The organism is Enterobacter quasimori (genome assembly GCF_018597345.1).
Lineage (GTDB): Bacteria > Pseudomonadota > Gammaproteobacteria > Enterobacterales > Enterobacteriaceae > Enterobacter > Enterobacter mori.
In genome coordinates this window covers 1,712,365-1,730,097 of the sequence record NZ_JAHEVU010000001.1, presented here as the reverse complement: position 1 = coordinate 1,730,097, position 17,733 = coordinate 1,712,365, and the positions used below count along the sequence as shown (strand labels likewise).

Sequence of the window (17,733 nt, the reverse complement as noted above, 5' to 3'; positions counted from 1 at the left end):
CCTTTAGCAATGTGTTTACAAAATAATTACAACCTGGTTCACATTGTTCGCGTTTTCGTCGGCACGAAAAAACAAAACGCCGGACGTTTCGCATGGCTTTAGCTTCTCGCTTTTGACGCTATCCGGTACACTCCACTGTGTTATTTCATCAATACTGAAGGATTATCCTCATGTACCAGGATCTTATTCGTAACGAACTGAACGAAGCGGCGGAAACGCTGGCGAACTTTCTGAAAGATGATGCCAATATTCACGCTATTCAGCGCGCAGCGGTCCTGCTGGCCGACAGCTTCAAAGCCGGTGGCAAAGTGCTCTCCTGCGGTAACGGTGGCTCCCACTGTGACGCCATGCACTTCGCAGAAGAGCTGACCGGACGCTATCGCGAAAACCGCCCGGGCTACCCGGCGATTGCGATTTCCGACGTGAGCCACATCTCCTGCGTAGGCAACGACTTCGGTTACGACCACATCTTCTCCCGCTACGTTGAAGCGGTAGGCCGTGAAGGCGACGTGCTGCTGGGGATTTCAACCTCCGGCAACTCCGGCAACGTGATCAAAGCGATCGCCGCCGCGCGTGAAAAAGGGATGAAAGTCATCACCCTGACGGGTAAAGATGGCGGTAAGATGGACGGTACGGCGGACGTTGAAATTCGCGTTCCGCACTTCGGTTATGCTGACCGCATTCAGGAAATTCACATCAAAGTGATCCACATCCTGATCCAGCTGATCGAAAAAGAGATGGTTAAGTAAGACTTCGCTGGGGGCACTCTTGCCCCCGCTGTTGTGGAGGTGACGTATGTGCGAACTGCTCGGGATGAGCGCCAATGTGCCAACCGATATCTGCTTTAGTTTCACCGGGCTGGTTCAGCGCGGTGGAGGAACCGGGCCGCATAAAGACGGCTGGGGCATCACCTTCTACGAAGGCAAAGGGTGTCGCACGTTCAAAGATCCACAGCCCAGCTTTAACTCACCGATTGCCAAACTGGTGCAGGACTACCCCATCAAGTCCCGCTCGGTGATCGCCCACATCCGTCAGGCTAACCGCGGCGAAGTGGCGCTGGAAAATACCCATCCGTTTACCCGAGAACTGTGGGGCCGTAACTGGACCTACGCGCACAACGGGCAGCTTACGGGCTATAAGTCGCTGGAGACGGGAAACTTCCGTCCGGTCGGTGAAACGGACAGTGAAAAAGCCTTCTGCTGGCTGCTGCACAAGCTGACGGAGCGCTATCCCCGCACGCCCGGCAACATGGCTGCCGTGTTCAAATACATCGCGACGCTGGCATCTGAGCTGCGTGAAAAAGGCGTGTTCAACATGCTGCTCTCTGACGGCCGCTACGTGATGGCGTTCTGCTCAACGAATCTGTTCTGGATCACCCGCCGCGCGCCGTTTGGCGTTGCGACGCTGCTCGATCAGGATGTGGAGATAGACTTTCAGAAGGAGACCACACCGAACGATGTGGTCACAGTCATTGCTACGCAGCCGCTGACGGGCAACGAAACCTGGCAAAAGATTATGCCAGGCGAGTGGGTACTATTTTGTCTCGGGGACCGTGTAATTTGACGCCAGCTGCGGGTGGACGACTTCGTGGCTCAGCGGCTTGCTGACCACGTAACGGCCATCGACGATAGAGACCACCGGTGGCTTGCGGGTCTGCTCAAAGTAGTCGTAACCTGGCTTGAGCTGTTTCCAGAAATCCGCGTAGTAGGAGTACTTGTGACGCGCCATGTTGGCGTCCGTCATGCGGAACGGATAGATGCTGACCTGTACGTTAGGCTGCCCAAAGACCAGCGCGCCCGTTACGAACTGGAAAATCTCATCAATGCCGGAGTCGGTCATCGCATAACAGCCGACAGACACGCAGGCACCGTGGATCATCAGGTATTTACCTTCATAACCGTGTGCACGGTCATAGGCATTCGGGAAGCCGATGTTAATGGCTTTATAGAAGCGGCTGTCAGGTTTTAGCTGATTACGCTGAACGTTGTAAAACCCTTCCGGACTTTTGAAATCGCCCTGACGCTGTTTTGGCCCCAAACCGCCGGAGTAGTTACAAATTTTGTAACTATCAAGCAGCTGATATGTCTCACCCATTTTCACAAACAGGTCGAGAGTGCGTTCTTCCTTGAAGATTTGAATATAAACCGGGGATCCCATCAGCTGTTGTTTATATTCTTTGCTAACCGGCGTCGTTGAGCTATTACTGCTGAGCAGTCCGGCAAACGACATGCACGGCATCAGAAGCATCGCAATGAACAATGCGATTTTACGCATACTACTAGTTCCTTGATAAAACCATGACCAAATTGCCAGGACGGCAAAAGAGACCCGAAATCAGATTAATCTGGACAGGAGCGCTCACATTAGCACCGATAAAGATTTTCGCAAGAGCCAACCTTTGTGTTTACAAATTAGTTTTACTTTATAACCCATTCAAATCGTCCTGACTCCAGGAACTTTGCGTAATAGCTCGCATTTTGGCGCGTCAGGAGGCGGATCCTCTGCCCCCTTAGGGACGAAAATGGTACACTTCACTCCCTCTGGATTGTTGTTCATGGATACCTGCTAACTACATGTTTAGAATAAAAAAAGGACTTGATCTGCCTATCTCCGGTGTGCCCGATCAGCACGTCGCGCAAGGGGCCAGCATTCGTCATGTCGCTATTTTGGGCGACGATTATGTGGGGATGCGCCCGGCAATGCTGGTGCAAGAGGGCGATCGCGTCATAAAAGGCCAGGCGCTCTTCGAGGATAAAAAAAATCCGGGCGTCCTGTTTACGGCCCCGGCCAGCGGCACCGTTGTGGCGATTCATCGCGGTGAACGCCGCGTACTGCAATCCGTTGTGATCCGCCTTGAAGGCGATGAGCAGCGCGAATTTGCGCGTTTTGATATGGCCGACCTCGCGACGCTTAGCCGCGAAGCCGTCGAGGCGCAGCTGCTGGCGTCGGGGTTGTGGACGTCACTTCGCACGCGCCCCTTTAGCAAGTCACCGGTTCCGGGAACCGTACCGGCGGCTATTTTCGTTACCGCCATCGACACCAATCCGCTCAGTGCGGATCCGCAGCCTATTATCCTGGCGCAGCGCAAGGCGTTTGATGCCGGGTTGACCCTTTTAACGCGTCTGACGCCCGGGAAGGTCCACGTCTGCCAGGCGAGCGGCGGCAAGCTTGGCGGCCATCCGCAGGGGCAGGTAACGTTTAATGAGTTTGCTGGCCCGCATCCGGCGGGGCTGGTTGGCACACATATCCACTTCCTTGAACCGGTGAGCCTGACAAAACAGGTCTGGCATCTGAATTATCAGGACGTGATTGCCATAGGTACGCTCTTTACCACGGGTGAGCTGTGTGCAGAACGCACGATCGCCATTGGTGGACCGCAGGCGACAAACCCACGTCTGGTGAAGACGCTACAAGGTGCAGATATCAATGAACTGCTGACCGATGAAACAAAAGCGGGTGAAAACCGCCTGATTTCCGGTTCGGTACTTAGCGGCCGCCATGCCGTTGGCGCGCAGGCTTATCTGGGGCGCTTCCATCTGCAGGTGAGCATCGTTCAGGAAGGGCGTGAGAAAGAGCTGTTCGGCTGGGTTCTGCCTGGTGCAGAAAAATACTCCGTAACCCGCACTACGCTGGGTCACTTCCTGCGCCATAAGCTTTTCAACTTCTCCACCAGCACCCACGGCGGTGAGCGTGCGATGGTACCCATTGGTAACTACGAGCGCGTCATGCCGCTGGATATTTTGCCTACCGTGCTGCTGCGCGATCTTCTTGCCGGCGATACCGACGGCGCGCAGGCGCTGGGCTGCCTGGAGCTGGACGAAGAAGATCTGGCGCTCTGTACCTATGTGTGTCCAGGCAAATACGAATACGGACCCGTATTGCGCGAGGTGTTAACCCGCATTGAGCAGGAAGGATAACGATGGGCTTAAAACACCTCTTTGAAAAAATTGAGCCGCACTTTACCGAAGGGAAGCTCAAAAAGTACTACCCGCTGTACGAAGCGACAACGACCATTTTCTACACGCCGGGGCTGGTGACGAAAGGGGCGGCGCACGTGCGCGACGCCATCGATCTCAAGCGAATGATGATCCTGGTGTGGTTTGCCGTCTTCCCGGCCATGTTCTGGGGCATGTACAACGTCGGCCTGCAGACCATTCCGGCACTGCACCACATGTACGATGCACAGCAGCTGGCGCAGGTGATCCAGTCCGACTGGCATTACCGCCTGGCGCAGTCTCTGGGGGTAAGCTTTGCGGCCGACGCGGGCTGGCTGAGTATGATGACGCTGGGCGCGGTCTTCTTCCTGCCGATCTACATCACGGTCTTTATTGTGGGCGGCTTCTGGGAAGTGCTGTTTGCCATTATTCGCAAACATGAGATCAACGAAGGCTTCTTTGTTACTTCCATTCTGTTTGCTCTGATTGTTCCACCAACGCTGCCGCTCTGGCAGGCGGCAATGGGGATCAGCTTTGGCGTGGTGATTGCCAAAGAGATCTTCGGCGGGACCGGACGCAACTTCCTCAACCCGGCGCTGGCGGGGCGTGCGTTCCTGTTCTTTGCCTATCCGGCGCAGATCTCCGGCGACCTGGTGTGGACGGCAGCCGACGGTTTCTCCGGCGCGACGCCGCTTTCGCAGTGGGCGGCAGGCGGCGGCGAAACCTTGGTTAACAATGCTACCGGCCAGCCGGTCACCTGGTTCGATGCCTTTATGGGCAACATTCCGGGTTCCATCGGGGAAGTCTCGACGCTGATGATTTTGCTTGGTGGCGCAATCATTCTCTTTGGTCGCGTGGCCTCCTGGCGCATCGTCGCCGGCGTCATGCTCGGCATGGTGCTTACCGCAACGCTGTTCAATCTCATTGGTTCAAGCACTAACCCGATGTTCTCCATGCCGTGGTACTGGCACCTTGTGCTGGGAGGCTTTGCGTTTGGCATGATGTTCATGGCGACCGATCCCGTCTCGGCGTCGTTTACCGATAAGGGTAAATGGAGCTACGGCGTGCTGATCGGCGTGATGTGTGTCCTGATTCGCGTGGTCAACCCGGCCTATCCGGAAGGGATGATGTTGGCCATTCTGTTTGCCAACCTGTTTGCGCCGCTGTTCGACTATCTGGTCGTGCGCGCCAACATTAAGCGGAGGAAGGCGCGTGGCTGAGGTTAAAAATAACGACAGCATCAGCAAAACGCTGCTGGTGGTGCTGGTACTGTGTCTGGTCTGTTCCATTGTGGTAGCAGGGTCTGCCGTGGGGTTAAAACCGCTGCAGCAGGAGCAACGCGCGCTGGATAAACAGCGTAACATTCTCGCCGTGGCCGGGCTGATGCAGGAAGGCATGACCAAGGACGACGTCGCAGACGTGTTTGCCGAACGTATTACCGCGCGGCTGGTGGATCTAAAAACCGGTGAGCTGATGGATAAAGACCCGGCGAAGTATAACCAGGCGCTGGCGCTGAAAGATCCGCAGATGAGCACCGTGCTTGACGCATCGCAGGATCCGGCAGGTATAAAGCGCCGCAGCAACATCGCGGAGATCTACCTGGTGCGTGACGAGCAAAAACGCGTACAGGAAGTGGTTTTGCCCATCTACGGCAACGGGCTGTGGTCAATGATGTATGCCTTTGTGGCACTGGATACGGATGGCCGCACGGTCAAAGGCATTACGTATTACGATCAGGGCGAAACGCCGGGGTTGGGCGGTGAGGTTGAAAACCCTAACTGGCGCGCGCAGTTTGTTGGCAAGAAAGTGCTCGACGATAGCGGTCAGCCCGCGCTGAAGGTGATGAAAGGGGCGGCACGTCCGGGTGACGACTACGCCGTCGACGGCCTTTCAGGGGCGACGCTCACCTCAAACGGGGTGCAGCACAGTTTTGATTTCTGGATGGGCGAACTTGGCTTTGGTCCTTTCCTGAAAAACGTACGTGAAGGAGCGCTGAATAATGGCTGATACGGGTGAACTGAAAGAAGTCAAAAAGGTGCTCATTGGCCCGCTGCTCGCCAATAACCCGATCACGCTGCAGGTGCTGGGCGTGTGCTCGGCCCTGGCGGTGACGACCAAGCTGGAAACGGCGGTGGTGATGACGCTGGCGGTCACGCTGGTTACGGCGTTCTCCAGCATGTTTATCTCGATGATCCGCCACCACATCCCCAACAGCGTGAGGATCATCGTGCAGATGGCGATCATCGCCTCGCTGGTGATCGTGGTCGACCAGCTGCTGCGCGCTTTTGCCTACGAAACATCAAAACAGCTTTCGGTGTTTGTCGGGCTGATCATCACCAACTGTATCGTGATGGGCCGCGCAGAGGCTTACGCCATGAAGATGCCGCCGCTCGCGAGCTTTATGGACGGTATCGGCAACGGCCTCGGCTACGGCGCGATCCTGCTGACGGTAGGGTTCCTGCGCGAGCTGATTGGCAGCGGCAAGCTGTTTGGCATCACGGTGCTGGACACGGTGCAGAACGGCGGATGGTATCTGCCAAACGGTCTGTTCCTGCTGGCCCCTAGCGCATTTTTCATTATCGGTTTGCTGATCTGGCTGATTCGTACGCTGAAGCCAGAACAGCAGGAAAAGGAGTAACCGACAATGGCTCATTACCTGAGTTTGTTTGTGCGCGCGGTGTTTGTTGAAAACATGGCGCTCGCGTTTTTCCTCGGCATGTGTACGTTCCTCGCCGTGTCTAAAAAGGTTTCCACGGCATTTGGGCTGGGCGTGGCGGTCACCGTTGTGTTGGGGCTTTCGGTTCCGATTAACAATCTGGTCTACAACTTCGTGCTGCGGGACGGCGCGCTGGTGGAAGGGGTCGATCTCAGCTTTCTCAACTTCATCACCTTTATCGGGGTGATCGCGGCGCTGGTGCAAATCCTGGAGATGATCCTCGATAAGTATTTCCCGTCGCTGTACAACGCGCTGGGGATCTTCCTGCCGCTGATCGCGGTGAACTGCGCCATCTTCGGCGGCGTCTCGTTTATGGTTCAGCGCGATTACAACTTCAGCGAATCCGTGGTGTACGGTTTCGGCTCCGGCATCGGCTGGATGCTGGCGATTGTCACCATGGCGGGGATCCGCGAAAAAATGAAATATGCCAACGTGCCTGCGGGTCTGCGCGGCTTAGGGATCACCTTTATCACCACCGGCCTGATGGCGTTGGGCTTTATGTCCTTCTCCGGTGTGCAGCTATAAGGGCTAACAGATGGAAATTATTCTTGGCGTGGTGATGTTCACGCTGATTGTTCTGGTGCTGTCAGGTCTGATTCTGGCGGCGCGTGCAAAGCTGGTGAACGCCGGCGATGTCATTATTGATATCAATGATGACCCGCAAAATCAGATCCGTACCCCGGCAGGGGACAAACTGCTCAATACGCTCTCGGGCAATGGGATCTTTGTCTCGTCAGCCTGCGGCGGCGGTGGCTCATGCGGGCAGTGCCGTGTGACGGTGAAGGAGGGGGGCGGTGACATCCTGCCTACTGAACTGTCGCATATCACCAAGCGTGAAGCGAAAGAGGGCTGTCGTCTGGCCTGTCAGGTCGCGGTACGCCAGAACATGAAGATTGAGCTGCCGGAAGAGATCTTCGGCGTCAAAAAATGGGAGTGCGAGGTTATCTCTAACGATAACAAAGCCACGTTCATTAAAGAGCTTAAGCTGCGTGTCCCTGAAGGGGAGAGCGTCCCGTTCCGCGCGGGCGGGTATATCCAGATTGATTGTCCGGCACACACCGTGGCGTATGCCGACTTCGACGTGCCTGAGGAGTACCGGGCCGACTGGGATAAATTCAATCTCTTCCGCTTTGTTTCCGAAGTAAAAGAGCCGGCGTTGCGCGCTTACTCCATGGCTAACTATCCGGAAGAGAAGGGCATTATTATGCTCAACGTGCGTATCGCCACGCCGCCACCGAATGTGCCGGATGCGCCGCCGGGCGTGATGTCGTCATACATCTGGTCCCTGAAGCCGGGCGATAAGGTGACCATCTCCGGTCCGTTCGGGGAGTTCTTCGCGAAAGATACCGACGCGGAAATGGTCTTTATCGGCGGCGGTGCCGGTATGGCCCCGATGCGCTCGCACATTTTTGACCAGCTCAAGCGGCTCGGCAGCCAGCGTAAAATCAGCTTCTGGTACGGGGCACGTTCCCTGCGCGAAATGTTCTACGACGACGAGTTTGAACAGCTGGCGCGTGAGAACCCGAACTTTACCTTCCACGTGGCGCTTTCCGATCCGCAGCCGGAAGATAACTGGACGGGCTATACGGGCTTCATCCACAACGTGCTGTACGAAAACTACCTCAAGCAGCACCCGGCACCGGAAGACTGCGAGTTCTATATGTGTGGTCCGCCGATGATGAACGCCGCCGTGATTAAGATGCTTAAAGATCTTGGCGTCGAAGATGAGAACATCATGCTTGATGATTTTGGAGGCTGATGATGCTGACGTTTCTGGCAACATTCGCGGTGTTTGTGCTGGTGGTGCTCGGCATGTCGTTAGGCTGGATCGTTAAGCGGAAAAGCATTCAGGGCAGCTGTGGCGGTATATCATCCCTTGGGATGGAAAAGGTCTGCGACTGCCCGGAACCGTGCGATGCGCGGAAAAAGAGAATGGCCCGCGAGCAGCAGCGCATTATTTAAGTTTTTGTCGGTCGGGTCAGGCAAAGCCGCCACCCGACAATTCCCACGCATACTTCTCAACCCTCATTTATTTACTGTATACTTATCCAGTGATGAGTGAGGGCTTACTATGCGCAAAATAATCCATGTCGATATGGACTGCTTTTTTGCCGCAGTGGAGATGCGTGACAACCCGGCGCTGCGGGATATTCCCATCGCCATTGGCGGCAGCCGCGTTCAGCGTGGGGTGATCAGCACCGCCAACTACCCTGCGCGCAAATTTGGCGTGCGCAGCGCCATGCCGACGGCGATGGCCTTAAAGCTTTGTCCTCATCTCACGCTTCTGCCCGGGCGGTTCGACGCCTATAAAGAGGCTTCCCTTCATATTCGGGAAATTTTCTCCCGCTATACCTCTCTGATAGAGCCGCTGTCGCTGGACGAAGCCTATCTGGATGTGACCGACAGCGTGCACTGCCACGGCTCCGCCACGCTGATGGCCCAGGAGATCCGCCAGACGATTTTCAACGAGCTGAATCTGACGGCGTCTGCGGGCGTCGCGCCCGTTAAATTCCTCGCCAAAATTGCCTCCGATTTAAATAAGCCCAACGGCCAGTACGTCATCACGCCGGAAGAGGTGCCTGCGTTTTTGAAAACGCTGCCGCTCGGTAAAATCCCCGGCGTGGGGAAAGTCTCCGCCGCTAAGCTTGAAAGCATGGGGTTGCGCACCTGCGAAGACGTGCAGCGAAGCGACCTCGCCATGCTGCTCAAGCGCTTCGGAAAGTTTGGCCGCGTGCTGTGGGAGCGCAGCCAGGGGATTGACGATCGCGATGTGAACAGCGAACGGCTGCGGAAATCCGTCGGCGTTGAGCGCACCCTCATTGAAGATATTCATGACTGGTCCGAGTGCGAGGCCATTATCACGGAACAGCTTTACCCTGAGCTGGAGCGACGCTTAACCAAGGTGAAGCCGGACCTGCTGATCGCCCGGCAGGGCATCAAGCTCAAATTCAACGACTTCCAGCAAACCACGCAGGAACACGTCTGGCCGCGTCTGAATAAAGACGATCTTATCGCGACGGCAAAAAAGGCATGGGAAGAGCGCCGGGGCGGGCGAGGGGTGAGGCTGGTGGGATTGCACGTCACGCTGCTGGATCCGCAGTTAGAGCGGCAGCTGGTATTGGGATTGTAAAAAAGCCCGGTGCGCTACGCTTACCGGGCCTGCGTTTTTCACCCTCTCCCTGTGGGAGAGGGCTAGGGTGAGGGTATTACTTAGCGGGGATCGCTTTCAGCAGTTCCGTCAGCAGCGTCCAGTAATGGCCAACGCTTTCGATATGAACCTGCTCATCCGGCGAGTGCGGTCCGGTAATGGTTGGCCCGATAGATACCATGTCCATATCCGGATACGGCTTCTTGAACAGGCCGCATTCCAGACCCGCGTGGATCACCTGAATGTTCGGGGTGCTGTTGAACAGACGCTGATAGGTTTCACGCACCAGCGCCATCACCGGAGAACTTGCATCCGGCTGCCAGCCCGGGTAGCTGCCTTTTGCGGACGTTTTTGCGCCCGCCAGCGTGCCCAGAGACTCCAGCATGCTCACCACGTACTCTTTACCGCTGTCGATAAGGGAGCGGATCAGGCAGATGATCTCCGCGCTGTCGTCGCTCATGGTCACCACGCCTACGTTCAGGGAGGTTTCCACCACGCCTTTTGCCACGTCAGAGTTGCGGATCACGCCGTTTGGCGTCGCGTTCAGCAGCTGAACGAAGGTGTCACGAGACTGTGCGGTCAGCGCGGCTTTATCCGTGGAGACGGATTCCAGCACCACGGCCAGGTTCTTCTCTTTCGCCGACAGTTCGTTTTTCAGGATATCCAGGTATACGGTGGAGAGTTTTTTCAGCTCGTCGGCTTTTGCCGCCGGTACTGCCACGGTAGCGAAGGCTTCGCGTGGGATCGCGTTGCGCAGGGTACCGCCGTTGAAATCAACCAGACGCAGATCCAACTCGGCCGCATGGCCTGCCAGGAAGCGAGCCAGCAGCTTGTTGGCGTTGCCCAGACCCAGGTGAATATCACCGCCGGAGTGGCCGCCCTTCAGCCCTTTCAGCGTCAGCTTGAAGGTCTGGTAGCCCGCAGGAATCGCTTCACGAGACAGCGGCAGGGTAGAGATGAAATCAATCCCGCCCGCGCAGCCCATGTAAATCTCACCTTCTTCTTCGGAGTCGGTGTTGATCAGGATGTCCGCCTGCAGCCAGTTGGCCTGCAGACCGAACGCGCCGTCCATGCCTGCTTCTTCGGTCATGGTCAGCAGCACTTCCAGCGGACCGTGCTCAACGCTGTCGTCAGCCAGCACCGCCAGCGCAGAGGCCATACCGATGCCGTTATCCGCGCCCAGGGTGGTGCCGCGCGCTTTCACCCACTCGCCGTCGATGTACGGTTGAATCGGGTCTTTAGTGAAGTCGTGAACGGTGTCGTTGTTTTTCTGCGGAACCATGTCCAGGTGCGCCTGCAGCACAACCGGTTTACGGTTTTCCATGCCTGCGGTGGCGGGCTTGCGGATCAGAATGTTGCCAACCTGGTCGCGCTCGGCGTGCAGACCTTTTTCCTTCGCCCAGCCCATAATGTGTTCGGCAAGCTGTTCTTCATGGTAGGAAGGGTGTGGAATGGAACAGATTTTGGCAAAAATATCCCACAGCGGCTGTGGAGATAATTGAGACAGTTCAGACACGATAAGTCTCCTTGTCGATGCGCTGCAAACGGGGTTGCAGGTCACAGGGTTAGCAGGTTAATAGTTACCACAAGACAGGCTTGCGAGATGAAACTGAGAATACCACTTTCTCCGACGGCGGGTAGCATAAAGCATGTAAAAACTCAGGCTCGGGGCGCTAAACACTGGTTTTTAGTGCGTCAGATCTCTATAATCTCGCGCAACCTATTTCCCCCTCGAACACTTTTTAAGCCGTATATAAACAGGCTGGGACACTTCACATGAGCGAAAAATACGTCGTCACCTGGGACATGTTGCAGATTCACGCACGCAAACTGGCTGCGCGTCTGATGCCTTCCGAGCAGTGGAAAGGCATTATTGCCGTTAGCCGCGGCGGTCTGGTACCGGGGGCGCTGTTGGCACGTGAGCTGGGTATTCGTCATGTCGATACCGTATGTATCTCCAGCTATGACCACGACAACCAGCGCGAGCTGACCGTGCTGAAACGCGCGGAAGGCGACGGTGAAGGCTTCATCGTTATTGACGATCTGGTCGATACCGGTGGTACCGCGGTGGCTATCCGTGAAATGTATCCAAAAGCGCACTTCGTCACGATCTTCGCAAAACCGGCGGGTCGCCCACTGGTTGACGATTACGTGATTGATATCCCGCAGGATACCTGGATTGAACAGCCATGGGATATGGGCGTGGTCTTCGTACCGCCTATTTCAGGCCGTTAATCCCAGTACGTAACTTTACACGCCCGGCAATGCCGGGCGTTGTTCTTTTTATCCTGCCACGCGTTACAATGGACGTTATATGACGTATCCATGGAGGCAACGCAATGACGCAGGCGAATCTCACCGAAACTCTCTTCAAACCCCGTTTCAAACACCCTGAAACGTCGACGCTGGTGCGCCGGTTTAATCCGGGGACCATGCCTGCCGTCCAGTCTGCGTTAGACGGTAAAAACGTGCCCCACTGGTATCGCATGATTAACCGCCTGATGTGGATCTGGCGCGGTATCGATCCGCGTGAAATCCTTGACGTGCAGGCGCGTATCGTCATGAGCGAATCTGAACGGACCGACAGCGAGCTTTACGATACGGTGGTGGGCTATCGCGGCGGCAACTGGATCTATGAGTGGTCGAAGCAGGCGATGCTCTGGCAGCAAAAAGCCAGCCAGGAAGAGGATGCCGCGCGTAGCGGCAAGCACTGGCTGCATGCGGCCAATCTCTACGCCATTGCCGCGTATCCACATCTGAAAGGGGATGAGCTGGCGGAGCAGGCCCAGGCGCTGGCGAACCGCGCATATGAAGAGGCGGCTCAGCGTTTGCCCGGCCAGATGCGCGAGCTTGAGTTCAGCATCCCAGGTGGCACACCCGTCACAGGGTTCCTGCACATGCCGGAAGGTGACGGCCCGTTTCCGACCGTACTGATGTGCGGTGGGCTGGATTCCCTGCAAATTGATTATTACAGCCTGTTTGAGCGCTACTTTGCACCAAAAGGGATTGCGATGCTGACGCTCGACATGCCTTCTATAGGCTTCTCGTCGAAGTGGAAATTGACTCAGGATTCCAGCCTGCTGCACCAGCATGCGCTAAAAGCGCTGGAAAATATTCCGTGGGTTGACCACACTCGCGTGGCGGCATTTGGCTTCCGCTTTGGTGCAAACGTCGCGGTGCGTCTGGCCTATCTTGAAACATCGCGCCTGAAGGCCGTGGCCTGTCTGGGCCCGGTGGTTCACGCGCTGCTTAGCGATCCTGCCCGTCAGGGCAGCGTGCCTGAGATGTACCTTGATGTGCTGGCCAGTCGTCTTGGCATGCATGATGCATCAGACGAAGCGCTGCGCGTTGAGCTCAATCGCTACTCGTTAAAAACGCAGGGGTTGCTGGGACGCCGCTGCCCAACGCCGATGCTGTCAGGTTTCTGGAAAAACGATCCCTTCAGCCCGGAGGAGGAGTCGCGCTTAATCACGTCGTCATCTTCGGATGGCAAATTGCTTGAAGTGCCATTCAGCCCGGTGTATCAGAATTTTGACAAGGCGTTAAAAGAGATTACGCGCTGGATCGCGCAGAGATTGTGTTAATAGATTGCTAAATTTTGATGGTTTGGTAAAACAGTGGCTTCACAAAAGGAGATCGCAATGACGTTACCGAGTGGACATCCGAAAAGTAGACTGATCAAGAAGTTCATGGCTCTTGGCCCGTATATTCGAGAAGAGCAGTGTGAAGAGAATCGCTTTTTTTTCGACTGCCTGGCTGTTTGCGTCAACGTGAAGCCTGCACCCGAAAAACGTGAATTCTGGGGCTGGTGGATGGAAATGGAAGCAGAGGAAAAACGCTTTACCTATAGCTACCAGTTTGGTCTGTTTAACAAAGACGGTTACTGGCAAGCTGCCCCTATCAAAGATCAGGAAGTGATCGACCGCCTGGAGCATACGCTGAAAGAGTATCTCGGCAAGGCTAGCGCGCTGCTGGCAACGCTGGATCTGAAGCTGGAGCCTGCGGATGATTTTTCCAGCGAGGCGGTTAAGCTGACTGCCTGATTATGCCACAGTGCCGGGTGGCGGCTTTGCCTTACCCGGCCTACAAAATGCACTATCCTGTAGGCCCGGTAAGCGTAGCGCCACCGGGCAATAAAAAAACCGGCATCAAGCCGGTTTTTTTATTTCCACACGATTAGAACTGGTACGTCATACCCAGCGCGACGATATCATCGCTGCTCACGCCCAGCTTATTGTCGTCATCAATCTGGTTGATTTTATAATCAACAAACGCGGACATGTTTTTGTTGAAATAATAGGTTGCGCCCACGTCGATATATTTTACGATATCTTCGTCGCCAATGCCTTCGATGTCTTTGCCTTTAGACTGAACATAGCCAACGGATGGACGCAGGCCAAAGTCAAACTGATATTGCGCAACCACTTCGAAGTTTTGCGCTTTATTCGCGAAACCACCGGAAATTGGGGCCATATTGCGGGTTTCGGAATAGATAGTAGCCAGATAAATATCATTGGCATCATATTTCAGACCGGTTGCCCAGCCTTCGGCTTTTTTACCTTCACCGCGCGTCAGCAGGTTCTGCTCGTTGGTGCGATCGGAGTTAGCATAAGCACCGATGACGGAGAAATCGCTGCCGCCGAAGTCATAGCTCAGAGACGTACCGAAGCCATCACCGTTCTGCTTTTTCACATCGCGGTTTTCATTTTTGCCCTGGTATTGCAGGGTCATATCCAGACCGTCCACCACGCCAAAGAAGTCGGTGTTACGATAGGTGGCAAGACCTGAGGCACGCTTGGTCATGAAGTTGTCGGTTTGCGCCAGACCGTCGCCGCCGAACTCAGGGAACATATCGGTGTAGGATGCAACGTCATACAGCGCCCCGAGGTTACGACCGTAATCCAGAGAACCAAAGTCTTTTAATTTAAGACCGGCAAACGCCAGACGCGTTTTCTGAGAGGAGTCGCTCTCGGCTTTGTTACCGGCAAATTCTGCTTCCCAACGGCCATAGCCCGTCAGCTGATCGTTAATCTGCGTTTCACCTTTAAAGCCGAAACGCACATAAGTCTGGTCACCGTCTTTAGCGTCATCATCACTGAGGTAGTGCATTGCTTTTACTTTGCCGTACACGTCCAGTTTATTACCGTTCTTATTATAAACCTCTGCTGCGTGAACAGATGCGGAAGCCACAACGCCCATTACCACTAATGCCAGAGTGCTCTTTTTCATTTTCAATCCTGAGTTTTATATACGCGCTAATATTCGCTGAACGCTAAGCCGACGCTTATGTTCCGTGAAAAAACAGGAAGGGTTTTATCGTCCGCGGGTGAACGTTTTATGACAATTTAAGAATATGTTTAAAAAAGTATGTTTTAATTTTTCAGTAATAAATTTGTCAAAATCAGCCGCTACGCTTCCTGATCCCGCGCAACAAAGTGTTTTGCTTTGTGCTAAGGCAGTTGGCAACGGGGCTGAGTCCTGTTAAAACGTTCGTTCGACATCATTTTCCCTTATCGTTGAACGGCAGAGAATCATGAGTGACAGCCAGACGCTGGTGGTAAAACTCGGTACCAGTGTGTTAACAGGCGGATCGCGCCGCCTTAATCGCGCCCACATTGTTGAGCTTGTACGTCAGTGCGCTCAGCTGCATGCCGCAGGGCATCGTATTGTTATCGTGACCTCCGGGGCGATTGCCGCCGGGCGTGAACATCTGGGTTACCCCGAACTCCCCGCGACGATAGCCTCTAAACAGCTGCTGGCCGCCGTGGGACAAAGCCGACTCATTCAACTCTGGGAACAGCTGTTCTCTATCTATGGCATCCACGTCGGGCAGATGCTGCTGACGCGTGCGGATATGGAAGACAGAGAGCGCTTCCTGAACGCCCGCGATACCCTGCGTGCGCTGCTGGACAACAATATTGTTCCGGTTATTAATGAAAACGACGCCGTGGCCACCGCTGAAATTAAAGTGGGTGATAACGATAACCTCTCTGCGCTGGCCGCCATTCTGGCCGGTGCCGATAAACTCCTGCTTCTGACCGATCAGCAGGGGCTGTTCACCGCCGACCCGCGTTCTAACCCGGAAGCCGAACTGATCACCGATGTTCACGGCATTGACGATGCCCTGCGCGCCATTGCCGGTGACAGCGTTTCAGGTCTCGGAACCGGTGGAATGGGCACCAAGCTGCAGGCCGCCGACGTTGCGTGCCGTGCCGGTATCGACACCATTATTGCTGCGGGCAGCCGTCCGGGCGTGATTGGCGACGTGATGGAAGGCATCTCTGTCGGCACCCGCTTCCACGCCCAGGAGTCCCCGCTGGAAAACCGCAAACGCTGGATATTTGGCGCGCCGCCTGCGGGTGAACTCGTCGTCGATGAAGGGGCCACTGCCGCGATTCTGGAACGAGGGAGTTCATTACTTCCTAAAGGAATTAAAAGCGTGACAGGCAACTTCTCCCGTGGTGAAGTGATCCGCATCCGTAGCCTTGAAGGCCGCGACATCGCCCACGGCGTAAGCCGCTATAACAGCGACGCGCTGCGCCGCATCGCGGGACACCATTCGCAGCAAATCGATGCCATTCTGGGCTACGAGTATGGCCCGGTTGCTGTACATCGCGATGACATGATTATTCGTTAAGGAGCCAGAACATGCTGGAACAAATGGGCGCAGCCGCGAAGGCCGCCTCTTACAAACTGGCGCTCCTTTCCAGCCGCGAGAAAAACCGTGTGCTGGAAAAAATCGCTGATTATCTGGAATCACAGTCCCAGGAAATTTTGCTCGCCAACGAGCAGGATCTGCTGGAAGCCCGTCGCAACGGTTTGAGCGAAGCGATGCTCGACCGTCTGGCGTTGACGCCGGCACGCCTGAAAGGCATCGCCGACGATGTCCGTCAGGTCTGCAATCTGGCCGATCCGGTAGGGCAGGTCATTGATGGTGGGCTGCTCGACAGCGGTTTACGTCTTGAGCGCCGCCGCGTGCCGCTCGGCGTAATCGGCGTCATTTACGAAGCCCGCCCAAACGTCACCGTTGACGTCGCCTCTCTGTGCCTGAAAACCGGTAACGCCGCTATTCTGCGCGGTGGAAAAGAGACCTGGCGCACCAATGCCGCGACGGTGAAAGTCATTCAGCAGGCGCTGGAAGAGTGTGGCTTACCGGCGGGGGCCGTGCAGGCGATCGAGAGCCCAGACCGCGCGCTGGTCAACGAAATGCTGCGCATGGACAAATACATCGACATGCTGATCCCACGCGGTGGCGCAGGCCTGCACAAGCTGTGCCGCGAGCAGTCGACGATTCCGGTGATCACCGGCGGTATCGGCGTGTGCCATATCGTAGTCGACGACAGCGCTGAGATTGAACCGGCGCTGAAGATTATCGTTAACGCGAAAACCCAGCGTCCAAGCACCTGTAACACCGTAGAAACGCTGCTGGTGCATCAGGATATTGCGAACACCTTCCTGCCAGCTCTGAGCAAACAGATGGCTGAGAGCGGCGTGACGCTGCATGCTGACGCCAGTGCGCTCGCGCTGCTTAAGGATGGCCCGGCTAACGTCGTTCCCGTCAACGCGGAACAGTACGACGACGAGTTCCTGTCACTGGATCTGAACGTGAAAATCGTTACCGACCTTGACGACGCGATTGCTCACATCCGTGAACACGGCACGCAGCATTCTGACGCCATCCTGACGCGTACGCTGCGCAATGCCGATCGCTTCGTGAACGAAGTGGATTCCTCTGCGGTGTATGTGAATGCCTCCACACGCTTCACCGACGGTGGCCAGTTTGGTTTGGGCGCTGAGGTGGCGGTCAGCACGCAGAAACTGCACGCGCGCGGTCCGATGGGGCTGGAAGCGCTGACCACGTACAAGTGGATCGGCTTCGGCGACGATACGATTCGTGCGTAAATAATCACGGGTGATGCAAAAATAGCCGTTTG

The 17,733-nt window shown here is 55.6% G+C and carries 18 protein-coding genes; 15 read left to right on the top strand and 3 right to left on the bottom strand.

The features are described from left to right. The first annotated feature begins 170 nt into the window (after positions 1-170). Both lpcA and KK102_RS08320 read left to right on the top strand, forming a co-directional pair. Entirely contained in the window at positions 171-749 is a 579-nt protein-coding gene (gene lpcA / locus KK102_RS08325; RefSeq protein ID WP_010427884.1) for a D-sedoheptulose 7-phosphate isomerase, read from the top strand. Positions 750-795: 46 nt separating this feature from the next. After that, positions 796-1,563, top strand: coding sequence for a class II glutamine amidotransferase (locus tag KK102_RS08320; protein ID WP_010427885.1), 768 nt, complete (start codon positions 796-798; stop codon positions 1,561-1,563). Here the strand turns inward: KK102_RS08320 and dpaA are convergent. Further along, on the bottom strand, positions 1,534-2,274 hold the full coding sequence (dpaA, locus tag KK102_RS08315; protein WP_010427887.1) for a peptidoglycan meso-diaminopimelic acid protein amidase: 741 nt from the start codon (positions 2,272-2,274) through the stop codon (positions 1,534-1,536). The genes KK102_RS08320 and dpaA overlap by 30 nt on opposite strands. A gap of 299 nt (positions 2,275-2,573) precedes the next feature. Between dpaA and KK102_RS08310 the strand changes: the two genes are divergently transcribed. The 8 genes from KK102_RS08310 to dinB all read left to right on the top strand — a co-directional run bounded on the left by KK102_RS08310 (position 2,574) and on the right by dinB (position 9,781). After that, positions 2,574-3,917 (top strand): Na(+)-translocating NADH-quinone reductase subunit A, encoded by a 1,344-nt coding sequence (locus KK102_RS08310; RefSeq protein WP_216357342.1) that lies wholly within the window; start codon positions 2,574-2,576, stop codon positions 3,915-3,917. A gap of 2 nt (positions 3,918-3,919) precedes the next feature. After that, positions 3,920-5,155 carry an NADH:ubiquinone reductase (Na(+)-transporting) subunit B gene (locus KK102_RS08305; protein WP_126546467.1) on the top strand — a complete coding sequence of 412 codons (1,236 nt, stop codon included), beginning with the start codon at positions 3,920-3,922 and terminating at the stop codon, positions 5,153-5,155. Further along, positions 5,148-5,942, top strand: coding sequence for a Na(+)-translocating NADH-quinone reductase subunit C (locus tag KK102_RS08300; protein WP_010427893.1), 795 nt, complete (start codon positions 5,148-5,150; stop codon positions 5,940-5,942). Before KK102_RS08305 ends, KK102_RS08300 begins: the two co-directional genes overlap by 8 nt. Next, positions 5,935-6,573 (top strand): NADH:ubiquinone reductase (Na(+)-transporting) subunit D, encoded by a 639-nt coding sequence (locus tag KK102_RS08295; protein WP_024909466.1) that lies wholly within the window; start codon positions 5,935-5,937, stop codon positions 6,571-6,573. Before KK102_RS08300 ends, KK102_RS08295 begins: the two co-directional genes overlap by 8 nt. 6 nt (positions 6,574-6,579) lie before the next feature. Continuing rightward, entirely contained in the window at positions 6,580-7,176 is a 597-nt protein-coding gene (gene nqrE / locus KK102_RS08290; RefSeq protein WP_023334613.1) for an NADH:ubiquinone reductase (Na(+)-transporting) subunit E, read from the top strand. A gap of 10 nt (positions 7,177-7,186) precedes the next feature. Further along, the gene (nqrF, locus tag KK102_RS08285; protein WP_126546466.1) at positions 7,187-8,410 is read left to right on the top strand and encodes an NADH:ubiquinone reductase (Na(+)-transporting) subunit F; all 1,224 of its coding nucleotides are present in this window, start codon (positions 7,187-7,189) and stop codon (positions 8,408-8,410) included. 2 nt (positions 8,411-8,412) lie between these two features. After that, entirely contained in the window at positions 8,413-8,613 is a 201-nt protein-coding gene (nqrM, locus tag KK102_RS08280) for a (Na+)-NQR maturation NqrM (RefSeq protein WP_126546481.1), read from the top strand. Between the two features lie 109 nt (positions 8,614-8,722). Continuing rightward, the gene (dinB, locus tag KK102_RS08275) at positions 8,723-9,781 is read left to right on the top strand and encodes a DNA polymerase IV (protein ID WP_126546465.1); all 1,059 of its coding nucleotides are present in this window, start codon (positions 8,723-8,725) and stop codon (positions 9,779-9,781) included. Positions 9,782-9,857: 76 nt separating this feature from the next. On the opposite strand, the gene pepD is transcribed toward dinB, so the two are convergent. Continuing rightward, positions 9,858-11,315: a cytosol nonspecific dipeptidase gene (gene pepD, locus KK102_RS08270; RefSeq protein WP_216357341.1), complete on the bottom strand. Its 1,458-nt coding sequence runs from the start codon at positions 11,313-11,315 to the stop codon at positions 9,858-9,860. 260 nt (positions 11,316-11,575) lie between these two features. Between pepD and gpt the strand changes: the two genes are divergently transcribed. The 3 genes from gpt to crl all read left to right on the top strand — a co-directional run bounded on the left by gpt (position 11,576) and on the right by crl (position 13,842). After that, positions 11,576-12,034: a xanthine phosphoribosyltransferase gene (gene gpt, locus KK102_RS08265; RefSeq protein WP_010427903.1), complete on the top strand. Its 459-nt coding sequence runs from the start codon at positions 11,576-11,578 to the stop codon at positions 12,032-12,034. A 104-nt stretch (positions 12,035-12,138) separates the two neighbouring features. After that, complete coding sequence (gene frsA / locus KK102_RS08260; RefSeq protein ID WP_216357340.1) at positions 12,139-13,383, top strand: esterase FrsA; 1,245 nt, start codon at positions 12,139-12,141, stop codon at positions 13,381-13,383. Between the two features lie 57 nt (positions 13,384-13,440). Then, entirely contained in the window at positions 13,441-13,842 is a 402-nt protein-coding gene (gene crl / locus KK102_RS08255) for a sigma factor-binding protein Crl (protein ID WP_010427905.1), read from the top strand. Positions 13,843-13,975: 133 nt separating this feature from the next. Here the strand turns inward: crl and phoE are convergent, their stop codons facing one another. Further along, complete coding sequence (phoE, locus tag KK102_RS08250; protein ID WP_010427906.1) at positions 13,976-15,028, bottom strand: phosphoporin PhoE; 1,053 nt, start codon at positions 15,026-15,028, stop codon at positions 13,976-13,978. 304 nt (positions 15,029-15,332) lie between these two features. Here phoE and proB point away from each other — a divergent pair, with 304 nt between their 5' ends. Both proB and proA read left to right on the top strand, forming a co-directional pair. Continuing rightward, on the top strand, positions 15,333-16,436 hold the full coding sequence (proB, locus tag KK102_RS08245) for a glutamate 5-kinase (RefSeq protein WP_089598125.1): 1,104 nt from the start codon (positions 15,333-15,335) through the stop codon (positions 16,434-16,436). Positions 16,437-16,447: 11 nt separating this feature from the next. Then, positions 16,448-17,701: a glutamate-5-semialdehyde dehydrogenase gene (gene proA, locus KK102_RS08240; RefSeq protein WP_216357339.1), complete on the top strand. Its 1,254-nt coding sequence runs from the start codon at positions 16,448-16,450 to the stop codon at positions 17,699-17,701. The last annotated feature ends 32 nt before the right edge of the window (positions 17,702-17,733 follow it).

Coding starts and splice junctions, on each gene's coding strand:
- dpaA (WP_010427887.1), bottom strand. CDS start 2,274: ATGCGTAAAATCGCATTGTTCATTGCGATGCTTCTGATGCCGTGCATG.
- proA (WP_216357339.1), top strand. CDS start 16,448: ATGCTGGAACAAATGGGCGCAGCCGCGAAGGCCGCCTCTTACAAACTG.
- lpcA (WP_010427884.1), top strand. CDS start 171: ATGTACCAGGATCTTATTCGTAACGAACTGAACGAAGCGGCGGAAACG.
- dinB (WP_126546465.1), top strand. CDS start 8,723: ATGCGCAAAATAATCCATGTCGATATGGACTGCTTTTTTGCCGCAGTG.
- proB (WP_089598125.1), top strand. CDS start 15,333: ATGAGTGACAGCCAGACGCTGGTGGTAAAACTCGGTACCAGTGTGTTA.
- frsA (WP_216357340.1), top strand. CDS start 12,139: ATGACGCAGGCGAATCTCACCGAAACTCTCTTCAAACCCCGTTTCAAA.
- KK102_RS08305 (WP_126546467.1), top strand. CDS start 3,920: ATGGGCTTAAAACACCTCTTTGAAAAAATTGAGCCGCACTTTACCGAA.
- KK102_RS08310 (WP_216357342.1), top strand. CDS start 2,574: ATGTTTAGAATAAAAAAAGGACTTGATCTGCCTATCTCCGGTGTGCCC.
- KK102_RS08320 (WP_010427885.1), top strand. CDS start 796: ATGTGCGAACTGCTCGGGATGAGCGCCAATGTGCCAACCGATATCTGC.
- KK102_RS08295 (WP_024909466.1), top strand. CDS start 5,935: ATGGCTGATACGGGTGAACTGAAAGAAGTCAAAAAGGTGCTCATTGGC.
- gpt (WP_010427903.1), top strand. CDS start 11,576: ATGAGCGAAAAATACGTCGTCACCTGGGACATGTTGCAGATTCACGCA.
- phoE (WP_010427906.1), bottom strand. CDS start 15,028: ATGAAAAAGAGCACTCTGGCATTAGTGGTAATGGGCGTTGTGGCTTCC.
- crl (WP_010427905.1), top strand. CDS start 13,441: ATGACGTTACCGAGTGGACATCCGAAAAGTAGACTGATCAAGAAGTTC.
- nqrF (WP_126546466.1), top strand. CDS start 7,187: ATGGAAATTATTCTTGGCGTGGTGATGTTCACGCTGATTGTTCTGGTG.
- nqrE (WP_023334613.1), top strand. CDS start 6,580: ATGGCTCATTACCTGAGTTTGTTTGTGCGCGCGGTGTTTGTTGAAAAC.
- nqrM (WP_126546481.1), top strand. CDS start 8,413: ATGCTGACGTTTCTGGCAACATTCGCGGTGTTTGTGCTGGTGGTGCTC.